17 protein-coding genes are annotated in these 19,530 nt (G+C 68.6%); 10 read left to right on the top strand and 7 right to left on the bottom strand.

The genetic code is table 11. The annotated features are described in order from the left end of the window. Positions 1-10: 10 nt before the first annotated feature. Genes LMI96_RS11440 through LMI96_RS11430 form a run of 3 tightly spaced genes read left to right on the top strand, consistent with a single transcriptional unit; the run spans position 11 to position 3,244 of the window. The gene (locus LMI96_RS11440) at positions 11-1,033 is read left to right on the top strand and encodes an ADP-ribosylglycohydrolase family protein (RefSeq protein WP_223722879.1); all 1,023 of its coding nucleotides are present in this window, start codon (positions 11-13) and stop codon (positions 1,031-1,033) included. After that, positions 1,023-2,108: an ADP-ribosylglycohydrolase family protein gene (locus tag LMI96_RS11435; RefSeq protein ID WP_228361554.1), complete on the top strand. Its 1,086-nt coding sequence runs from the start codon at positions 1,023-1,025 to the stop codon at positions 2,106-2,108. The genes LMI96_RS11440 and LMI96_RS11435 overlap by 11 nt, the downstream gene beginning before the upstream one ends. After that, a complete protein-coding gene (locus LMI96_RS11430; protein ID WP_228361553.1) occupies positions 2,105-3,244 on the top strand; it encodes an adenosine deaminase family protein in 1,140 nt (379 codons plus the stop codon). The genes LMI96_RS11435 and LMI96_RS11430 overlap by 4 nt, the downstream gene beginning before the upstream one ends. Before the next feature lie 33 nt (positions 3,245-3,277). Here LMI96_RS11430 and LMI96_RS11425 read toward each other — a convergent pair whose 3' ends face one another. From LMI96_RS11425 to LMI96_RS11400, 6 genes are all read right to left on the bottom strand, one after another. Then, a complete protein-coding gene (locus LMI96_RS11425; RefSeq protein ID WP_223722882.1) occupies positions 3,278-3,859 on the bottom strand; it encodes a hypothetical protein in 582 nt (193 codons plus the stop codon). Between the two features lie 61 nt (positions 3,860-3,920). Beyond that, positions 3,921-5,240, bottom strand: a complete 1,320-nt coding sequence (locus LMI96_RS11420; protein WP_228361552.1) for an amidohydrolase family protein — start codon at positions 5,238-5,240, stop codon at positions 3,921-3,923. Beyond that, positions 5,237-6,808, bottom strand: a complete 1,572-nt coding sequence (locus tag LMI96_RS11415) for an ABC transporter ATP-binding protein (protein ID WP_223722884.1) — start codon at positions 6,806-6,808, stop codon at positions 5,237-5,239. Before LMI96_RS11415 ends, LMI96_RS11420 begins: the two co-directional genes overlap by 4 nt. Positions 6,809-6,883: 75 nt before the next feature. Further along, the gene (locus tag LMI96_RS11410) at positions 6,884-7,966 is read right to left on the bottom strand and encodes a BMP family ABC transporter substrate-binding protein (protein WP_223722885.1); all 1,083 of its coding nucleotides are present in this window, start codon (positions 7,964-7,966) and stop codon (positions 6,884-6,886) included. A gap of 65 nt (positions 7,967-8,031) precedes the next feature. Continuing rightward, positions 8,032-8,982, bottom strand: coding sequence for an ABC transporter permease (locus LMI96_RS11405; RefSeq protein WP_228361551.1), 951 nt, complete (start codon positions 8,980-8,982; stop codon positions 8,032-8,034). Further along, positions 8,982-10,166, bottom strand: a complete 1,185-nt coding sequence (locus LMI96_RS11400) for an ABC transporter permease (RefSeq protein WP_228361550.1) — start codon at positions 10,164-10,166, stop codon at positions 8,982-8,984. Before LMI96_RS11400 ends, LMI96_RS11405 begins: the two co-directional genes overlap by 1 nt. A gap of 72 nt (positions 10,167-10,238) precedes the next feature. Here LMI96_RS11400 and LMI96_RS11395 point away from each other — a divergent pair, with 72 nt between their 5' ends. Together LMI96_RS11395 and LMI96_RS11390 are read left to right on the top strand one after the other, a co-directional pair. Further along, positions 10,239-11,402, top strand: a complete 1,164-nt coding sequence (locus LMI96_RS11395; RefSeq protein ID WP_308015766.1) for a LacI family DNA-binding transcriptional regulator — start codon at positions 10,239-10,241, stop codon at positions 11,400-11,402. Between the two features lie 106 nt (positions 11,403-11,508). Next, entirely contained in the window at positions 11,509-12,102 is a 594-nt protein-coding gene (locus LMI96_RS11390; protein WP_228361548.1) for a helix-turn-helix domain-containing protein, read from the top strand. On the opposite strand, the gene LMI96_RS11385 is transcribed toward LMI96_RS11390, so the two are convergent. Continuing rightward, positions 12,083-12,751, bottom strand: coding sequence for a DUF1028 domain-containing protein (locus LMI96_RS11385; RefSeq protein ID WP_228361547.1), 669 nt, complete (start codon positions 12,749-12,751; stop codon positions 12,083-12,085). The two genes, LMI96_RS11390 and LMI96_RS11385, sit on opposite strands and share 20 nt — an antisense overlap. A 164-nt stretch (positions 12,752-12,915) precedes the next feature. Between LMI96_RS11385 and LMI96_RS11380 the strand changes: the two genes are divergently transcribed. From LMI96_RS11380 to solA, 5 genes are all read left to right on the top strand, one after another. Further along, entirely contained in the window at positions 12,916-14,445 is a 1,530-nt protein-coding gene (locus LMI96_RS11380) for an ABC transporter substrate-binding protein (protein WP_228361546.1), read from the top strand. Positions 14,446-14,471: 26 nt separating this feature from the next. After that, complete coding sequence (locus LMI96_RS11375; RefSeq protein WP_228361545.1) at positions 14,472-15,437, top strand: ABC transporter permease; 966 nt, start codon at positions 14,472-14,474, stop codon at positions 15,435-15,437. A 7-nt stretch (positions 15,438-15,444) separates the two neighbouring features. Then, positions 15,445-16,347, top strand: coding sequence for an ABC transporter permease (locus tag LMI96_RS11370; RefSeq protein WP_228361544.1), 903 nt, complete (start codon positions 15,445-15,447; stop codon positions 16,345-16,347). Further along, on the top strand, positions 16,344-17,960 hold the full coding sequence (locus LMI96_RS11365; RefSeq protein ID WP_228361543.1) for an ABC transporter ATP-binding protein: 1,617 nt from the start codon (positions 16,344-16,346) through the stop codon (positions 17,958-17,960). The genes LMI96_RS11370 and LMI96_RS11365 overlap by 4 nt, the downstream gene beginning before the upstream one ends. Positions 17,961-18,225: 265 nt before the next feature. After that, on the top strand, positions 18,226-19,530 hold the full coding sequence (gene solA, locus LMI96_RS11360) for an N-methyl-L-tryptophan oxidase (protein WP_228361542.1): 1,305 nt from the start codon (positions 18,226-18,228) through the stop codon (positions 19,528-19,530).

Raw genomic sequence — 19,530 nt, 5'->3', positions numbered from 1 at the left:
GATTTGTCGTATGCTCGCACCAACGTCACGACCGATCGATCTCGGAGCCCGCCCGATGACCTACGCCGACCGCACCCGCGCGTGCCTGCTCGCGCTCGCCGCGGGCGATGCACTGGGCGCGCCGACCGAGGGGATGAGCCGGGAGCAGATCGCCGAGACCTTCGGCTTCGTCGACACGTTCCTCACGGCCGACGCTGCGGGCACCGACGACACCGAGTACGCGGTGCTGACGGCGATGGCGGCGCTCGCGCACGGACGCTCGATGACCTCCGGTGATGTCGCCGACCTGTGGCTCGATGCCCTCGCCGTGCAGGACGGCGGGTTCTCTGGTGCGGGCTTCTCGGAGATCGTCGCGCTCGCGGGTCTGTCGGCGGGTCTTCGTCCGCCCGACAGCGGGATACGCAGCTACGAGCGGTGGAGCGACGGCGCCGCGATGCGCATCGCCCCGCTCGGGCTGCTGTGCCCCGGTGACCCGGCGGAAGCGGCGCGGCTCGCCGCGGTCGACGCCACCGTGAGCCACTCGGGTGACGGGGTGCTCGCCGCGCAGGCGGTCGCCGCATCCGTCGCCGCGGGTGCGGGCGGCGCATCGTGGGACGCGGCGCTCGCTGCCGGTGTCGCGGCGATCCCCGCCGACTCGTGGACGGCAAGGACCATCGCGCGTGCGCTCGACCTGGTAGCGGCGGCACCGGACGCGGAGCGCGCCGAGCAGGCTCTGTCAGCGGCCTTGCCGCTCCGGCATTACCCGTGGGCGGATGCGGCGCCCGAAGCGGTCGCGTTCACCTTCGGGCTGATCGCCGCCCACGAGGGCCATCTGCGACGCACGGTGCTCGCGGGCGTGAACATGGGTCGCGACTCCGACACGATCGCTGCGATGGCCGGAGCGATCTGCGGGGCGATCCACGGCATGGCCGCGGTTCCCGAGGAATGGCCCGCTCGAGTCCGCCGCGTCGCCGGCGTGTGCATCACGGCGACGCGCGGCGCCGACCTGTTCGACCTGGCCGACCGGCTCGCGGAGGCAGCGCATGCTCGATGAAGCGATGGTCCACGCGCGCGCCAGGGACACCCTGTTCGGGCTCGCGATCGGCGACGCGCTGGGCGCCCCCGCCGACGTGCACCGGAGCGTTCGCACGCCGTGGGTGCGGGGCCGCCTGTGGGCCGGCAGCGCCGACCTCGACCTGCAGCGGGTGAGCCGGCCGCTGCTGCCGTTCACCCCGACGCTCGACAACGCGCGCGGGGTCTCGCCGACCGACGACACGGAAGAGGCGGTGGCCGCGGCGCGGAGTCTCCTCGCCGTCCAGGACGCAGACCCGGACGGTCGCGACACGGAGCTGTTCGCGCAGTGGCTCGCGTTCCACGCGGGCGAAGATGCGTGGCTCGGGGTGGCCGCGAGAAGCGCTGAGCGCAACGCGGCCTGGGGTCTTACCCCGCCGCGCACCGGGAACGACAACCCGGCGGCCGACGATGACGCGGCGGTTCCGGCCGGAATATCCTTTGGGATCGCGTACGCGGGGGATGCGGTGGCCGCGGCGGATGCGGCACGGAGCTATGCCCGCATCACGCACGCAGGAGACGGGGCGGATGCGGCGGCGTTCGCGGCGGTCGTCGTGGCGATGGCCGTCACGGGTTCTGCCTTCGAGACCGCGGTGGATGTCGCGCGGCGGCAGATCGCGTCGGGAAGCTGGCTCGCGGCGGGGCTGGCGACCGCGCAGGAGATCGCGCGTGAGGCCACGAGCGGGTTCGATGCGATCCCCGCGCTCGTCGACGCGCTGAGTCCGAGGCTCTACTCGCACGCGGGAACGGCCGCGGAGACGCTTCCGCTCGCCGTGGCGATCACGATGCTCGCGGGCGGCGCGGCCGCGCAGGGCATTCCGCTGTCGCTGACGATCTCGCGCAAGGCCGACTCTCTGCCGTCGTTCGTCGGCGCGTTCTGCGGCGCCCTCGGCGGCGGGGCGTCCATCGACCGGTGGTCGGGCCTCGACGCGGTGCAGGGCCATCTCCTTCCCGCCGTTGCCGGTCAGTCGCTCACCGCGGTCGCGGCCGACCTCGCGGGCCACGCGATCCGCCGTTCGCACATCGGGCCGGTATCCCCGGGATCGGAGAACAGATGAGCCACCCGACGACCTGGATCGACGCGAACGATCCGCTGGTCACGCTCCCGAAGATCGCCCTGCACGACCATCTCGACGGCTCCCTGCGGCCGGAGACCCTGATCGAGCTCGCGACCGACGCGGGCGTGCCCCTGCCGCGCACGGAGCCGGGCGAGCTCCAGTACTGGCTGCGCAACTTCGGCACGGTCGAGCCGGGTCGCGATTGGGAGGATCTGTTCGGGCTCAGCACGTCGGTCATGCAGACGAGCGCGCAGCTGCGCCGCGTCGCCCGCGAGTACGTGCACACGCTCGCCGCCGATGGCGTCGTCTATGCCGAGACCCGGTGGGCGCCGGAAAAGCACCGCGCGGCGGGCCTCCGTATGGATGAGGCCGTCGCGGCGGTCTGGGACGGCCTCGAACTCGGAATGCGCGACGTGCGCGCGCTCGGCCACTCCGTCGAGGTGCGTCAGATCCTGTCGATCATGCGCACCGGTGCGGTCGGCGACGAGGTGGTCGACGCAGCCGCAGCCGGCGCCGATCTCGGCGTCGTGGGCATCGATCTCGCCGGCCACGAAGAAGGACACCCCGCCCGCGATCACGCGGACGCGTTCCAGCGCGCCGCGGCGCGCGGCATCCGGCGCACCGTTCATGCGGGCGAGGCCGACGGCGCCGCGAGTATCGCGGACGCCATCGCGACGTGCGCGGCGGAGCGGATCGGGCACGGCGCGCGGCTGGTCGAAGACATCGCCGTCGCGGGCGAGGCACGCGACGTGCACACCGCGGTCGCCGCGTGGCGGGCGGATGGTGCAGACCCCGCGTCGCTCGCGCTCGGCCCGGTCGCGACGCGCATCCGCGACGCGGGCATCGTGCTGGAGGTGTGCCCGACCTCGAACTCCGAGGGGTCGGTGGTGGCGAGCCTCGCGCAGCATCCCGTGGCGCTGCTGGCGGCGGCGGGCATCCGGGTGTCGTTGCACCCCGACAACCGCATGCTCAGCGAGACGAGCGTGACGGGGGAGATGCGCGCTGTCGTGCGGGAGTTCGGCTGGACGCACGCGCAGCTGAGGGCGTCGACCGTCAACGCCCTCGAGGCCGCCTTCGGCCCCCGAGAGCTTCTGGAGCGGATTCGCGTCGAGACGCTCATCCCCGGGTGGGACTGACGCTCGTCGGCATCAGCCCACCCGGGGTGTGGTTCAGCCGCGCCAGGTGCCGGCCGCGCGGATGCGGATGATCTCGTCCCGGATGCGGGTGTCCCGTCCGACACGTTCGTTCTCGAGCTTCGATCCGTCGGCCCAGAATCCGTCCACGTCGCGCCCCGCTTCCTGGCCGCGGCGCGTGTGCACGTCGAGCGCGTACTCGGGGATCTCGAACGGGTGCTCCTCGGCGTCGATGAGGTGCAGCACGAGGTTGGCCCACTCGTCGGAAGTGCGGTCCTTGACCCGGTCGGCGAGGAAACGGATCGCGTGCACCGCGAACAGCCAGCGGTCGCCGGCGGCGCGTTCCATGCGCTCGTGCATCTGGAACAGGGCGTTGATGACGACCGGTTCCTGGTAGCTGCCGTCGCCGACGTCTTCGGCGGAGATCACCGACAGGCGCGACCACATGACGGCCTCGAGCTCGGCGCTCGTCTCGTACATCTCGCGGCCGACGAGCATCGCCAGGCGCGCGTCGCCGCGACGGATCGACTTCTGCAGCGTGGAGATGAGCTCGTCGGCGGCGTAGCCGCGAACGGAGGTGACGCGGGTCCAGGGGTCCTGTGCGTGGGGAACGGGCATGGTGTTGCTCCTCTTCTGGGGGTATTCGCCGGGGCTCGCCCGACGCGATGCTCGGGGTGGGTCAGGCCGCCGCGACGACGCGGGCCATGAGGGTGTCGAAGTCGATCTGCCGCTGGGCGAGCGCCGCAGGCAGGTCGATCGTCACCAGCTCGCCGTCACGCTTGAGCCAGCGCCCCGCCGTCATGACGTGGGTCGTGTCGAAGCCGGATGCGCCGTAGACGAGCGCCGAGTGCACGGATTGAGCGCCGACGGGTCCGCGATGCAGCGCCGCGACGGGCAGCGCGATCAGGTCGGCGATCGCGCCGGGGGTGATCGTGCCGTCTCCGGCCGCTCCGCCCATCGCATCGCGCGCGCGCCAGGTGGCCATCCCGAGCAGTTCGATCGGTGTGATCGGGTTGGGGCGCTGTTCGGCGAAGGCGGCGAGTTTGCCGAGCGTGCGTAGTTCTTCGAACATGTCGGCGTTGTTGTTTCCGCAGACGTTGTCGGTGCCGATCACGACGTTCACCCCCGCGTCGAGCGCAGCCCGAACCGGCGCGGCGTGTGCCGCGCTGATCATGGCGACGCTCGCGGCGATGACGAGGCTCGCCTTCGTGCCCGCGAGCAGCTCGAGGTCGTCCCGCCGGACGTCGTTCGCGTGGGCGAGGAGCACGGGCACGTCGGCGATGCCGAGTTCCCGCAGCATCCCGAGCGCGGAACGGTCGAACTGCTGCTCGCAGACGTCGTCTTCCTCGGTGGAGGTCGCGTAGTGCGCGTGCAGCCCGACGCCGTATCGGCGCCCGAGCGCGAACTCGGCGCGCACTGTGTCGATCCGGTTGTCGACGAAGAAGGCGTGCGGGCCGATCCAACGGTCGACCAGGTCGGTGCCCGGTTCGGCGACGAACGCCTCTGCCGCGACGAGCGACCGGTCGCGGCGCTCATCGTCGCCCATGTCGACGATGCCGTAGGCCACGGTGGCGCGCACTCCGGTGGATTCGACCGCCCCGACGTATGACTCCGCGAACAGGTACTGGTCGGCGAACGAGGTCGTTCCCGAGCCGATCATCTCGGCGCAGCCGACGAGCGCGGATGCGGTGAGCATGGCGGGAGTCAGATGCAGCTCCTTTGCACGGATCGCGCCGAGCCATCCTTCCCAGGTGAGTAGGGAGTGCCCTTCCGAGACCCCGCGCAACAGCATCATCGGGGCGTGGGCATGCGCGTTCACGAGGCCGGGCAGGAGAACACTCGCGCCGAGGTCGACGACCTCGGGTCCACGGGGACGTGCACCGGTGACGCGCTCGACCGAAACGATCACGCCGGCGTCGACGACGACGACTCCGGGCTCGAGAACGTCCGCTGTCGTGCCCCCGACGACCACGTGGTCGGCGACGATGGTCGTCGTCACGGGGCGACCGCCTCGGTGGCGTCGAGCAGGTCGCCGCCGTCGTGGGCGTCTCCCGTGCTCTGGCCGGCCATGAGCGCGCCGATCTCGACGTTGCTGAGCTCGCCGCGGGCGAACGGTCCGGTGATCGCCCCGTCGTAGATGACGAAGATCCGGTCGGCGAGCGTCATGATCTCGTCGAGCTCGGCCGACACGAGCAGCACTCCGGCGCCGCGCCGTCGCGCATCCAGCAACGCCTGGTGCACGAACTCGATACTTCCGACGTCCAAGCCGCGGGTCGGTTGATTCGCGATGATCAGTGCCGGGTTCCCGTCGAGCTCGCGGCCGATCACGATCTTCTGCAGGTTGCCGCCGGAGAGGCTGCCGATCACCCGCCGTGGCGCGCCGCCTCGCACGATGTAGTCCTCGATGACCTCGCGGGCGAACTCGTAGATCGCCCGGCCGCGGAGAAACCCGAAGCGCGAGAAGCGTTCCGAGCGGTAGGCCACCGAGACGGCGTTCTCCGACAGCGTCGCCTCGCGGTTGAGTCCGACGTGCATGCGGTCCTCGGCGATGTGGGCGAGGCCCGCGGCGCGCGCGAACCTCGGCCCGCGGTTTGTCACCGTTTTGCCGGCGATCGTGACGGCACCGGAATCGACCTTCCGAAGGCCGGCGATCGCGTCGACGAGGTTTCCCTGTCCGTTGCCGCTCACGCCGGCGATGCCGACGATCTCCCGTTCGCGTACGTCCAGACTCACCCCGGCGAGACCGGAGTCGCCGGCGCTCACCTGGTGGGCGACGAGGCTGTCGGCGACCAGCACGGCGTCACCGGCCACCACCTCGGCGATCTCGGCACGCAGGAGAACCTCGCGGCCCACCATGAGCCGCGCGATCTTGGCGGGCGTGGCATCGGCGACGGCCATGTCGCCGACGACGTGACCGCGGCGCATGACGACGACCCGGTCGGCGACGGCCATGACCTCGGGGAGCTTGTGGCTGATGAAGACGACCGCGGTGCCGGAGCGGGCGAGGTGGCGGACGGCGACAATGAGCTCCTGCGCCTCTGCCGGAGTGAGTACCGCGGTCGGTTCGTCCAGGATCAGCAGACGAGTGTCGCCCGCGAGAGCCTTCAGGATCTCGACGCGCTGCTGCAGACCGATCGGAAGTGTCGCGACCACGTCGGTCGGTTCGATCGGGAAGCCGAGACGCCGCCCGAGTTCGCGCACCGACTCTTCGGCGGCCTTGTCATCGACGCGGCCGCCTTTCGTGAGCTCCCGGCCGAGGAGCACGTTCTGGGCGACGGTGAAGCTCGGCACGAGGGCGAAGTGCTGCTGCACCATGCCGATTCCGCGCGAGATCGCATCCTGCGCGCCGCGGATCTGCACCTCCTCGCCGTCGATGAGGATGCGGCCCGCATCCAGAGGGAAGGCTCCGAAGAGCAGGTTCATGAGCGTTGTCTTGCCCGTACCGTTCTCACCGACGAGCGCGACGACCTCGCCCGCGTTGACGGACAGCGAGACGTCGGCGACGGCCAGCACCCCCGACGATGCGAAGTACTTCCGCAATCCTTCGAGTCTCAGGAACTCACTCATGTCTGCACTCTCTCCCTCGGTTCGACATGGTCACCGGGGTGATCGACGCGCGGCGCCGACCACCCCGGTGTGCGATCAGCTGATCGAGGCGCACGCCTCGGAGTCGGGCGCGTTCAGTGCGTCGCAGACCTCGTACGAACCGTCGAGGATCGTCGCACGGTACTCCGCGACGATCGCTTCGGCCGCGGCGATCTGGTCGGCCAGCTCGGGGTGCGCGTCGGCGAAGGTGGTGGAACCCTCGTCCCACGACAGTCCGGTCGCGCCCTCGGAGAGGCCCACGAGCTTGACGCCGGAGGTGAACTCGCCCGCCTGCGCGGCCTTGATCATCTCGAGCACGCTCGCATCGACGTGCTTCATCATCGACGTGATGACGGTGCCGGGGGCGACGTCATCCTGGTTGCTGTCGACGCCGATCGCGTAGACGCCCTGCTCTTCCGCGGCCTCGATGACGCCGGTGCCGGTGCCGCCCGCGACCTGGTAGATGACGTCGACGCCGTCGCTGATCATGTCGAGCGCGGTCGCCTTGCCGAGCGCCGGGTCGTCGAACACGAAGTTGAGGTAGCTCGTCTGTACGGTGCAGTCGTCGCACGCGGCCTTGACGCCCTGCTCGTAGGCGTAAGCGAACTGGTTCAGCGCGGGCGAGTCGCCGCCGACGACCTGACCGACCTTCTTCGAGGTCGACATCGTGCCGGCAACGAGACCCGCGAGGAAGCTGCCCTCGTGGGTGTTGATGGCGTAGAGCTCGAGGTTGTCGGGGATGTCCTTGTCCTCGTTCGACTGGTCGGGCATGCCGATCAGCTGGTCGGGGTACTGCTCGGCGATGGAGATGACCGTGTCGAGCGGCAGCGTGATGCTCAGCAGCAGGTCGGGGGAGGTCTGGATCGCCGAGCGCAGCAGCGTCTCGCCCTGTGCGGGATCCGGGGCTTCGATGTGGTTCGTCTTCACGCCGAGCTCGTCGGCCGCCAGCTGCAGGCCGGAGATCGCCGAGTCGGTGTACGAGAGGTCTCCCGCGACGCCGCCGACGAGGGTGGCGAGGTAGTCGCCCGATCCGCTGTCGGTCGTGGCTCCGCCGGAGGACGATCCGCTGCACGCGGTCAGGGTGAGGGCGAGCGCCGCGGCGCCTGCCGCGATCGTGACGATTTTTCTGCTGTGCTTCATTCCGAACTCCTCGGGTGGTGTGGTGCGGGATGGACTCGTGCGGGGATGGAACAGGATCGGGGCGCTCACGCCGTCTTGACGCGGAGCTTTCGGATGGTGCGCGAGGCACGGTAGGTCTGCGCGCGACGCACCCCGCGGTAGCCGACGATGCCGAGCACCGCGAGCGTGGCGATCATCGGGATGCCTTGGACCACGGCGTTGGGCAGGTCGGTCGTGCTCTGCAGGCGGATGGCGACCGCATCCGAGAATCCGAAGAGGAGAGCCGCAGGAACGATGAAGATCGGTCGATTCATGGCGAGCAGAGCGGCCGTGATCGCGATCCAGCCCGCCCCTTCGGTCATGTCGCGGGCGAACAGGCCGAGCTCGCCGACCGTCAGGAACGCGCCGCCGAGCGCCGCGATCGCGCCCGCGCCGACGAGGCTCCAGGTCTGCACCTTCGTCACCGAGACGCCCGCGCTCAGGGCGGCCGCGGGCGACTCGCCGACGGCGAGCAGGTGCCGGCCCGAGCGGAACTTGAAGAGCAGTCCGTAGACGATCGCGAGCAGGAACGCGAGGTAGACCAGCCCGTTGTAGCCGCTGAACATCGTGCTGATGACCGGGATGTCGGAGAGGATCGGGATCTGGATGTTCGGCAGCGTGGACACGTCGGGCTTCCACACGCCGGTGCCGCCGAAGAGCACGCGCATGAGGAACACCGACAGCTCGAGGAAGAGCATGTTCAGCCCGATCGCGAAGATGATGAGGTCTACGCCGATGCGGTGGGCGCCCGCCATCATGGCGCCGGTAAGGCCGCCGGCGAAGGCTGCGGCGATCACCGCGACGATCGACGATCCCGACATCGATAGCGCGATCAGGCCGACGAAGGCGCCGACGAGCATCTTCGCCTCGATCGCGAGGTTCAGCACGCCCGCGCGCGAGCTGAGAGCGGACGCGATCGCCCCGAAGAGGATCGGCGTCGTGAGGCGCACGCCGTTCGAGAACATCTCGGGCGTGAGGAAGGAGGAGAGGAAGTCCATCAGCGAGCTCCATCCGAGATCGATTCGGGGGCGGTGGATGCGGACACCGGCGGTGTCTCTGCACCGTCATCCGGCTCGTCGATCGGTGGTTTCTCCGCCGCCCGTCGCTCGATCTCCTTCGCGCCGCGTCGTTTGCTCAGCCATAGCTCGAGCCGGTGCGCGAGCGGAGTCTGCACGGCGACGAGCACGATCATGAAGGCGAGGATCACCGAACCGATCTCGCGCGGGATGCCCATCAGGATCTGCAGGCCGTTGATCGCGCCGATCGAGATCGAGGCGAAGACGATCGCCGCGATGCCGGACCCGATGACGGTCGTTCCGCCGAGGATCGCCGCGGTGAGGCCGTTGAAGCCGGTGCCGTCCATGAACCCGTCGATGACGCGGTAGTTCATGCCGAGCACCTGGATGCCGCCGCCGATGCCGGCGAGCGCGCCGCCCAGCGCTGCGGCGCGGATCACGGCCGTGCGCGTTCGCATCCCGGAGTACCTCGCGAACACGGGCGCCTCGCCCGCCATCCGCTGTTCATAGCCCCAGGTCGTGCGGCTCATGTAGATGTAGGTGAGCACGACGAAGACGAGCGCGATGACGATGTTCATGCCCAGCTTCGTGGCCGGGTCGAAGATCGCGAGTCGTGCGGTCTCATCGATCTGCGGGGTGAACGAGGTGCTCGCTCCGGCCTCGCGCATCGGGTAGTTCACGAGGAACGACAGCAGCAGCGCGATCATCGAGTTGACGATGATGCTGACGATCAGCTCGTTCGCGCCGAGGTAGACCCGGAACAGTGCCGGAACGATGCCCACGAGAGCGCCGGCGATCGCGCCGCCGAGCAGCGCCACGATGGGGTGGATGACGCCGGGCAGCGGAACCATGTAGCCGATCGCGACGGCGACGAGGCCGCCCATCGCGTACTGGCCCTCCTGGCCGATGCTGAACAGCCCCGCGCGAAGCACCATCACGGCGCCGAGGGCGGTCATGATCAGCGGCGCCGCCGTGGTCAGCACGGTCGCGAAGTTGCAGAACTGCGGCGCGCAGGTGAAGGCCGCCTGCCCGATCGCGCCGATCGCCTCGACGGGGGAGGCACCGGACACGGCGATCAGCGCCGCACCGATGATCAAGGCCACGATCACCGCAACGACCGGCACCGATACGCGCTGTGCCGCGCGGGCCAAATCCAGATCTTTCATCGCACTTCCCGGTATGCCAAACGATTTGCACTTGATGACAAGAGGGTCACGCGACCGATCATATGGACCGGGATGCGGGCGCATGCGCCGCGAAACAGTAACTTCCACCCGGTGAAATGCGGGGGAAACACCACGCGCCCGCAAGAGCCGGAGGATCGTCGATCCCGCCGGATAGACTCGGTGTGCAAACGGATTGCACGATCAGCCAGTGGGGGCGAGATGGACGCGCAACGAAAACGCCGACCGACGATGCAGCAGATCGCGCGCATCGCCGGGGTGAGTGTGACGACGGTGTCTCACGTTCTGTCCGGCAACCGACCCGTCAGCCCGCGCACGGCAGAGCGGGTGAACGCCGTGATCCAGCGCTACGACTACGTTCCGGTGTCGGCCGCGCGGCGGCTGAAGAACGGTCGCGGCGGACTCATCGCCCTCGTCGTTCCCGACCTCACGATCTCCTACTTCGCGCACGTCGCGAAGGGGGTCGAGCGGGCGGCCGAGGCGGCCGGGCTCGGCGTCATCATCTGCAGCGTGTCGCTGAACGCTCCGCGCCGTCACCTGGATCTCGTGCGCGAGGGCACGGTCGACGGCATCGTGCACCTCGCCTACAACCAGCAGCTCGACCGCGAGATCGTCGCGCTCTCGGCCGACTACCCGGTCGTCATCGCCGACGAGGAGCTGCCCGACACGACCACCATCCCGACGGTCACCGCCGACAACCTGCACGGCGGGCGGCTCATCGGCGAGCACCTCGCGTCTCTGGGGCACCGGAGGGCGCTCGTCATCGCCGGGCCGGAATCGCTGGTGTCGTCGTCGCAGCGGGTCGTCGGCGTGCGGGAGAAGCTGCCGAAGGCGCTCGTTCTCCGGGGAGAATTCACGGCTGACGCCGGCTACCGGCTCGTCGACGAAGCGCTCGCGAGCGGGCTGCGGTTCACGTGCATCGCCGCGGCCAACGACGACCAGGCCCTGGGAGCCCTGCGGCGCCTGCGGGAAGCGGGGATCGATGTGCCGGGCGACATGTCGATAACTGGATTCGACGATGGAGCAGTGGCGGATGCGGTGGGCCTCACCACGGTTCGCCAGCCCGCGGTCGACATGGGTGTGCGCGCCTGCGAGCTGCTGATCGAGAAGATTCAGGAGATGAGCTCCGCATCCGAGAAGCCGATGCCCTCGGCGATCGAGATGCTCCCAGTCGAGTTGATCGTGCGCCGCACGACGGGCCCGGCCCCGAAGCAGTAGCGCGCGGGGGAGGGATGCGGTGGGCTTCGCGCGCACCCGCGCCGGACCGTCGTGATGTCACGCGAGTTGCCACGCATCCCCGGATGGCGTGGATATCGTTGCGGATATGGCCCGACACACCGACCCCGACGAGGCGCGCGCCGTCGAGACCCTCGGCGCGGCGGTCCGCGAGGCGCGCCGTCGCCTCGGTCTGAGCGTGCAGGCGCTCTCGGAGAAGGCGGGCGTGAGCTTCGGACTCGTGAGCCAGCTCGAGCGCGGCATGGGCAATCCCTCGCTGCAGTCCATTCATCGGCTCGCTGCTGCCCTCGGCGTTCCGGCCGGGCAGCTGCTGGACGAACCCGTGGGTGAGCTCGCGGTCGTGACGGCAGCCAAACGCCATGTCATGCCGCCCGCCGCCGACATCCCGCTCTCGGCCCAGGCGACGCGAGAGCTGCTGACCCCGCGGGGTGAGTCGATGCTGCAGCTCATCCGCTCCACTCTTCCGCCGGGCTTCAGCAATGAGCCGCATCCGTTCCGTCACATCGGCACCGAGACGGTGACGGTGGAAAGCGGCGTGCTGATCGTTGCGCAGGGCGATCGGCGTGTGGAGCTGAACGCGGGCGATACCGTGACGTACGGATGCTCGGAGGCCCACTGGTGGGCGAACGGCTCCGACGGCGTCACGGTCGTGGTGGGCGCCGTCACTCCGTTCGAGCGCTGATCCGCTCCGCGAGATCGAGTCCGCGAAGGGCGACCAGTCGGGTCAGCTCGGGCAGCGGGTCGAGATGATCGTCGACGCGCAGATCGACGCTCAGGTCGTCCGTGTGGTCGACGGCGGCCACGAGTACCGCGGCGCTCTGTCGTCCGCGGGCGTCTCCTCCGGCGCGTTCCCCTGATGTGAGAGCCGCGACGAGTTCGCGGGCGAACAGGACTGCCCGCTCGGGATCGCCGCCGTCGATCTCCGGTATCTGCGCCAGGCGGGCGATCATCGCCGGCAGCACGCCCGGCCCCGACAGGAAGTTCCCGGCCACGACGATGTCGGTGCCCACGATGTGGCCCGCCCATTCGGTGACGTCTCGACCCGACCGCGCCGCTCCCGATCCGGTCGCGGGAAGCGCCGCGACCTGGCGGAGCTCGGCGCGCTCATCCCACGCGGGGATGCGTTCGACGGCATCCGGTGCGCTCGTCCCGGCGGCGAGTTCGTCGAGCAGCAGACCACGGAGCGAGCGATTGGTCCACGCCTGGCTGGCCACCGCTCCGACTCCGGGGCGGATCGCGAGCACGGCGTTGCCGGCGGCGAGCGATCTACTCGCGGTGGCTGCCCCGAGAAGACCGGAGTTGCGGTCGCGGGCCAGGACGGTGAAGGTCATGCTGCTCCTCTGCGGTGCCGCCCGGCAGCTCACCGGAGTCGCGGCGGGCGTTTGTGAAGATTCTGTTTCGAGATGACCGTGGGCTTGTCTCGCCTCCCATGCTCGCACATACTGATCGAATCATCATCTAAATGATGGTCGGTTCACCCCATGAGAGGCACACCATGTCCCAGCGCACCGCCTTCGGAGCGGCGATTCTCGTCGTCTCCCTCGCCCTCGCCGGCTGCTCCGCGGGAGAGGGTGTCGATATCGGCGGCTCGACCGGTGCCTCCGGTGACCGGACTCTCGTGGCCGCTATCGGCGGCGAGCCCGACCAGCTCGACCCGCAGAAGACCAGCTCCTACTTCTCATTCGAGGTGCTCGAGAACGTCTTCGACACGCTCGTCGAGCCCGACGAGAACCTCGAGATGCAGCCCGCGCTCGCCGAGAGCTGGGAGGTGAGCGACGATCAGCTCACCTGGACCTTCACTCTCCGCACCGGCGTGACCTTCCACGACGGATCCGCCTTCACCAGTGAGGACGTCGTCTACTCCTACGACCGCATCATCGACGAGCAGCTCTCCAATGCCTGGAAGTTCAGCTCCGTCACCGACGTGGCCGCGCCCGACGACAGCACGGTCGTCATCACCGTCGCACAGCCCACGCCCAACCTGCTGTCGAACCTCGGCGGGTTCAAGGGGATGGCGATCGTGGAGCAGGCCAACGTCGAGTCCGGCGACATCACCACAGCTCCCGTCGGCACCGGCCCCTTCTCCGTGTCGGAGTACACCTCCGGCGATCACATCACGTTGACGGCGAACCCCGACTACTGGGGTGGTGCGCCGGCACTCGGCGGGGTCGAGTACCGCTTCATCTCGGAGCCCGCGACGGCGATCGCGGCGCTGAAAGCGGGCGACATCGACTGGACCGATGTCGTGCCGGCACAGCAGGTCACTGATCTCGAGAGCGACGATGCGTTGAACCTCGGGGTGACGCCATCCAGCGACTACTGGTACCTGGCGCTCAACGAGGCGAAGGCGCCGTGGAACGACGTGCGAGTGCGTCAGGCGATCGCCTACGCCATCGATCGGGATGCCATCCTTCAGGCCGTCAGCTACGGCACCGCCGCGGAGAACCAGCTGGCGATCCCCGAACAGAGCGTCTGGTACACGTCCTACGACGGGTACTCGACCGACCTCGACAAGGCGAAGGCGCTCCTCGACGAAGCCGGCTTCACCGGGGGAACCCTCGACATGCTCGCCACGAGCGACTACCCCGAGACGGTCACGGCCGCGCAGATCATCGCCGCGAACCTCGAGCCCCTGGGAATCTCGGTCGAGATCCGCCAGCCCGATTTCTCGACCTGGCTCGACGAGCAGAACAGCGGCAATTTCGACATGCTCATGATGGGATGGCTCGGCAACATCGATCCCGACGACTTCTACTACTCGCAGCACCACACCGACGGAACGAGCAACGCGCAGAAGTACTCGAACCCCGAGGTGGACGAGCTGCTGGACTCCGCTCGCGTGGAGACCGACCAGGCCACCCGCAAGGATCTCTACGGGCAGGCGGCGACGATCATCGCGGACGAGGCCAGCTACATCTACCTCTACAACCCGTCCGTCATTCAGGCCTGGTCCCCGAGCGTGACCGGCTACGAGACGCGCGCGGACCGAGCGATCCGGTTCCGTGAGACCACCCTGGCCGACTGACCATCGTTGACGAGAGCAGACCACGCATGAGGATTCAGCCCGCACGCATCGCGCGGTTTCTCGGCGTTCGTCTGCTCTCGTCGGCGATCGTCCTGTTGGGGGTGCTGGTGGTCGTCTTCGCCCTCATACAGCTCGTCCCGGGTGATCCGGTCCGGCTCGCGTTGGGCACCCGCTACACGCCGGAGGCGTACGAGGCGCTGCGTGCAGCATCCGGACTCGACCGTCCGCTCTGGGAGCAGTTCTTCGGGTACCTCGGCAGCGCCGTCACCGGAGATCTGGGCGTGAGTTTCCGCAACGGCCAGCCGGTCACCACGACCCTGCTCGAACGTCTTCCCGCGACGGTGTCGCTCGCGGTGGTCGGACTCCTGATCGCCCTGGTGATCGCGATTCCCGCGGGAATCTGGTCGGCGTTGCGCGAGGGGCGCGTGAGCGACCTGGTGGTGCGGCTGACCAGTCAGTTCGGTGTCTCCATCCCGGACTTCTGGCTCGGGATGCTGCTGATCTCGCTGTTCTCGGTGACCCTCGGTTGGCTTCCGGCCAGCGGTTACGCGCCGCTCACTGAGGACCCCGCCCGATGGCTGCGACAGGTGACGCTCCCGGGGCTGACGGTCGGACTGGTGGCGGGGGCGATCATGACCCGTTACATTCGCGCAGCCGTCATCGATGTCGCCTCGTCGGGATACGTGCGCACCGCGGTGTCCAAAGGGCTTTCTCCCCGCGTGGTCACGTTCCGCCACATCGTTCGCGGGGCTCTGGTTCCCGTTCTCACGATCGCGGGTATTCAGCTGGCGACGATCCTCGGTGGCGTCGTCGTGGTCGAGGTCGTATTCGCCTGGCCGGGGCTCGGTCGCCTCGTCTACGAGGCGGTCGCCGCGCGCGACTACCCGCTCATCCAGGGCGCGGTCTTACTGGTCGCCGTCATGTTCATCGTCGTGAACCTCGTTGTCGATGCGCTCTACGCGGTCGCCGACCCGAGGATCCGGGTTTCGTGAGGTACCTATGACCGTCGACCCGATCGCCCTCCCCACCGCGGAGCGCCCGCGTTCCCGGATGTCCACCGGGCGCTTGTTCCTGTCCAACCCGATCTCCGTCGTCAGCGCCTCGGTGCTGGCACTCATCGTCATCGCTTCCGTTCTCGCGCCGTGGATCGCGCCCTACGGGATCAATGAGATCGACGTCGCGGGCGCTCTCGCACCGCCGAGCGGCGCGCACTGGTTCGGTACCGACGAACTCGGGCGAGATGTCTTCTCTCGCGTGCTCGCCGCCGGCTCGACGTCGCTGTCCATCGCGGCGGTCGCGGTGCTCTTCGCGCTCGTCGTGGGGGTGGGGCTGGGGGCTGTTGCCGGCTACCGCGGCGGATGGACGGATGCCGCCATCATGCGCGTCGTCGATGTCATGTTCGCGTTCCCGGTGCTTCTGCTGGCGCTCGCGATCGTCGCGATCTTCCAACCCGGTCAGCTGACGACCATGATCGCGATCGGCGTGGTCTACACGCCGATCTTCGCCCGCGTCTCGCGCGCCAGCGCACTCTCGGTGCGCACGTCGCCCTTCGTCCAGGTCTCGCAGACGATGGGGACCCCCGCTGCGTGGATCCTCTACCGTCACGTGCTGCCGAACATCGCGGGCCCGATCGTGGTGCAGACGTCGCTGTCGCTCGCTTTCGCGATCCTGTCCGAGGCGGCGTTGTCCTTCCTCGGCCTCGGTATCCAGCCGCCGTCGCCGTCGTGGGGCGGCATGCTCTTCACCGCGCAGGGGTTTCTCACGCAGGCGTGGTGGATGAGCGTCTTCCCCGGGGCGGCGATCTTCGTCACCGCTCTCGCGTTCAATCTCGTGGGCGACGGGTTGCGGGACGTGCTCGATCCGCGTCAGCGGACCCTCATCGAAGCGAAGAGGACCAGATGACTCTCCTCAGCATCCGGGACCTGAAGGTGGCCGTCGGGTCGCGCGAGATCGTGCACGGCGTGGATTTCGCCGTCGAGCGCGAGCAGACGCTGGGTATTGTCGGCGAGTCCGGTTCGGGTAAGACGATGACCGTGCTGGCCGCGACGGGCCTTCTCGACGTTCCGGGCGCGCGTGCCACCGGCAGTAGCCTTCTCGGCCCCGGTGTCGACGAACCGGGGGCGCCGCCGCTGGATCTGGTGAGTGCGTCGGCGATACAGTTGCGCCGGGTGCACGGCGGCCGGGTCGGCTTCGTCTTCCAGGACCCGTCCACGTCGCTGAACCCGTACCTGACGATCGGGCGCCAGATCTCCGAGTCGCTCGAGACTCATCGTCGCCTCGGTCGGCATGCGGCGCGGATGCGCGCGGTCGAATTGCTCGAGGCGGTCGGTCTCCCGAACCCGGACGAGCGGGTGGACTCGTACCCGCACCAGCTCTCGGGCGGGCAGCGCCAGCGCGCGATGATCGCGATCGCGCTCTCCTGCGACCCCGATCTGCTCGTCGCGGACGAACCGACGACGGCTCTCGATGTGACGACGCAGGCGCAGATCCTCTCCCTGGTCCGAGATCTCCAGCGGGACCGCGGCACGGCGGTCGTGTGGATCAGTCACGACCTCGGCGTCATCGGCCAAGTCGCCGACGACGTGCTGGTCTTGCGCGACGGGCGGGCGGTCGAGCAACGCTCGATCGGCGCTCTCTATGCCGCGCCGGATCACGCGTACACCCGCGAGCTTCTCGAAGCGCGGCCTCGGATCGTCGCTGGAGCCGGTCGGCAGGCCCCATCTGACGCGCTCCCGTTGCTGGAGGTCGACGCCCTCGATGTGCGTTTCACCACGAGCACGCCCACGGGCCGCCGCACCGTCCATGCCGTCGACGACGTGTCTTTCACGGTCCGGCGGGGCACGACTTTGGCGCTGGTGGGCGAGTCGGGCTCCGGAAAATCCACTATTGCCAACGCGTTGACGGGGCTCGTGCCGCCGCACAGTGGGTCTGCGACGCTCGGCGGGTCCGACCTGCTGCGCGCGCGCAGACGCGACCGCCGCCGGATCGCGATGGTCTTTCAGGATCCGTTCGCGTCACTCGACCCGCGTCGGAGCGTCGGTGACGCCATCGCCGAACCTCTGCGCGTGCATCGCCTCGGCGGAGCGAGTGCCGCGTCGCGCGGGCGTCGCGTCGGCGAACTGCTGGAGTTGGTCGATCTGCCGGCCGACTTCGTCGGTCGATTCCCGCATGAACTCTCCGGGGGCCAACGCCAGCGGGTATCGATCGCTCGGGCATTGGCTCTCGAGCCGGAACTCATCATCCTCGACGAGGCCACGGCGTCCCTCGACGTCTCGGTGCAAGCACGGGTGCTGCGTTTGCTGCGGCGTCTGCAGGACGAGCAGCAGCTCACGTACCTGTTCATCGCGCATGACCTGGCGATCGTGCAGCAGATGAGCCACGACGTCGTCGTGCTGCGAGGGGGGCGGATCGTGGAGGCGGCACCGGCCGCCGACGTCTTCCGTGCGCCCCGCGATCCGTACACCGTGCAGTTGTTGGATGCCGTGCCGCCAGAGACGCCGCGCGCCGCGCGCTGACCCGCACCGCCGCGCGCGAACCATCGTCCCGTCACGAGACGCGGCGTTCGCCGAGGCTTTGACGGCTTGGCTGCGCCTAACCGCTCAGCGATCTGCGCCTTCGGGTTCACTTCCGCAGCCAGCCTGCGGATCAACGCCCAATCCTCCCGAGCGATCACTCTTCAATCGTCGAGTGTTCACTTCTCAAACGCCGCTATTGACCAGCTCTCAAGAGCCGCTGACATCGTCCGAGCGTCTTGGACACACGCGGAAACCTCGGTGAAATGTGGACTACGCCGAGCCCGACATTTGTCGAACTGACCTCCTTCAAGACGCCGCACTTGCAGCTAGAAGCGACCCACGCCACGCGGTGGAATGGGCAAAGCAGTTCGGATTCACGACGGGAGCAAAGATGGCAGACCGGGTACAAACCATCGTCGTCGGCGCTGGGGCCATCGGCTCAGCAGCCGCCTACTGGCTGGCCGCGCGAGGGCAAACCGATGTCCTCGTTCTCGAACAGTTCGACCTGGCCCATGGCCGAGGGAGCGCCGATGATCACTCGAGAATCATCCGACACAGCTATCACAACAGCCACTACGGACGGCTCACTTCCGCAGCGTATGGGGCGCTCGAAGCTGTGGAGCGTGAGAGCGGCCAGCAGCTCGTTTTTGAGACGGGTGGCCTGGATCTCGCCGAGGTAGGGACCGTGGGAGCGAACGAGCTCGCCAACTATCGGTCAACCCTGGCAGAGAATGGCCACACCTTCGAAGAACTGAATGCGGATGCCGTCCGCCGTCGCTTTCCGCAGTGGAACATCACGGACAGCACGGTGGGGCTCTACTCCTCCGACTCCGGAATCCTGGACATCCGACGCTCCAGAGCCACCCACATCTCCCTCGCCCGTGCCCGAGGGGTGACATTCGCACCGAATACCGCAGTCCGGCGGATCGAGTCCATCGCTGATGGTGTGAGGGTCTTCACCGACGGCGAAGTTTACGAGGCAGACCACGTCGTTCTCTGCACCGCTTCCTGGACCGAAACGCTGACGAAGGAGCTGGGCCAGGAGTGGAAGATCTGGGTGACTCAGGAGCAGGTTTCGTACTTCGCCACGCCGAACGTACGAGACTTCTCGATCGGGCAGTTTCCTCTCTTCATGTGGCACGGGGACGTCCCTTTCTACGGGTTTCCGATCTACGGCGAAGTCGGGGTGAAGGTATCGCGAGACGTCGCAGGCAAGTACGTCAGTGCCGATACGCGAAGCTTCGACCCGGATCCGGCAGAGACGGAGCTCTTCCTGTCGTTCCTGCGCGATCATCTCCCAGGTGCCATAGGTCCTGAGATCTATAGCAAGACCTGCATCTATGACATGCCGGTCGATCGGGACTTCATCATCGACACCGTGCCCGGACACCCGCGCGTCGTGCTCGGACTGGGTGCGGGTCACGCAGCGAAATTCTCTGGATTGATCGGGGAGATCGTTTCGGACCTGGTTGTGGATGGCGCGACTCGCCACCCCATCGCCGCGTTCCGCGCCGACCGCCCGACGCTGTCGGACCCCACGCTCGAGCCGAGCTTTCGGCAGAAGGGTTGA

Origin of the sequence: Microbacterium sp. cx-59 (assembly GCF_020805625.1) — a bacterium.
Lineage (GTDB): Bacteria > Actinomycetota > Actinomycetes > Actinomycetales > Microbacteriaceae > Microbacterium.
This window is presented reverse-complemented; position numbering and strand designations above follow the sequence as displayed.

Bases quoted from the DNA above. Each gene is read 5' to 3' on its own strand.
- LMI96_RS11385 (WP_228361547.1), bottom strand. From the start codon at position 12,751: ATGACCTTCACCGTCCTGGCCCGCGACCGCAACTCCGGTCTTCTCGGG.
- LMI96_RS11400 (WP_228361550.1), bottom strand. From the start codon at position 10,166: ATGAAAGATCTGGATTTGGCCCGCGCGGCACAGCGCGTATCGGTGCCG.
- LMI96_RS11425 (WP_223722882.1), bottom strand. From the start codon at position 3,859: ATGCCCGTTCCCCACGCACAGGACCCCTGGACCCGCGTCACCTCCGTT.
- LMI96_RS11415 (WP_223722884.1), bottom strand. From the start codon at position 6,808: ATGAGTGAGTTCCTGAGACTCGAAGGATTGCGGAAGTACTTCGCATCG.
- LMI96_RS11395 (WP_308015766.1), top strand. From the start codon at position 10,239: ATGCGGGCGCATGCGCCGCGAAACAGTAACTTCCACCCGGTGAAATGC.
- LMI96_RS11405 (WP_228361551.1), bottom strand. From the start codon at position 8,982: ATGGACTTCCTCTCCTCCTTCCTCACGCCCGAGATGTTCTCGAACGGC.
- LMI96_RS11390 (WP_228361548.1), top strand. From the start codon at position 11,509: ATGGCCCGACACACCGACCCCGACGAGGCGCGCGCCGTCGAGACCCTC.
- LMI96_RS11410 (WP_223722885.1), bottom strand. From the start codon at position 7,966: ATGAAGCACAGCAGAAAAATCGTCACGATCGCGGCAGGCGCCGCGGCG.
- LMI96_RS11430 (WP_228361553.1), top strand. From the start codon at position 2,105: ATGAGCCACCCGACGACCTGGATCGACGCGAACGATCCGCTGGTCACG.
- LMI96_RS11375 (WP_228361545.1), top strand. From the start codon at position 14,472: ATGAGGATTCAGCCCGCACGCATCGCGCGGTTTCTCGGCGTTCGTCTG.
- LMI96_RS11380 (WP_228361546.1), top strand. From the start codon at position 12,916: ATGTCCCAGCGCACCGCCTTCGGAGCGGCGATTCTCGTCGTCTCCCTC.
- LMI96_RS11440 (WP_223722879.1), top strand. From the start codon at position 11: ATGCTCGCACCAACGTCACGACCGATCGATCTCGGAGCCCGCCCGATG.
- LMI96_RS11435 (WP_228361554.1), top strand. From the start codon at position 1,023: ATGCTCGATGAAGCGATGGTCCACGCGCGCGCCAGGGACACCCTGTTC.
- LMI96_RS11365 (WP_228361543.1), top strand. From the start codon at position 16,344: ATGACTCTCCTCAGCATCCGGGACCTGAAGGTGGCCGTCGGGTCGCGC.
- LMI96_RS11370 (WP_228361544.1), top strand. From the start codon at position 15,445: ATGACCGTCGACCCGATCGCCCTCCCCACCGCGGAGCGCCCGCGTTCC.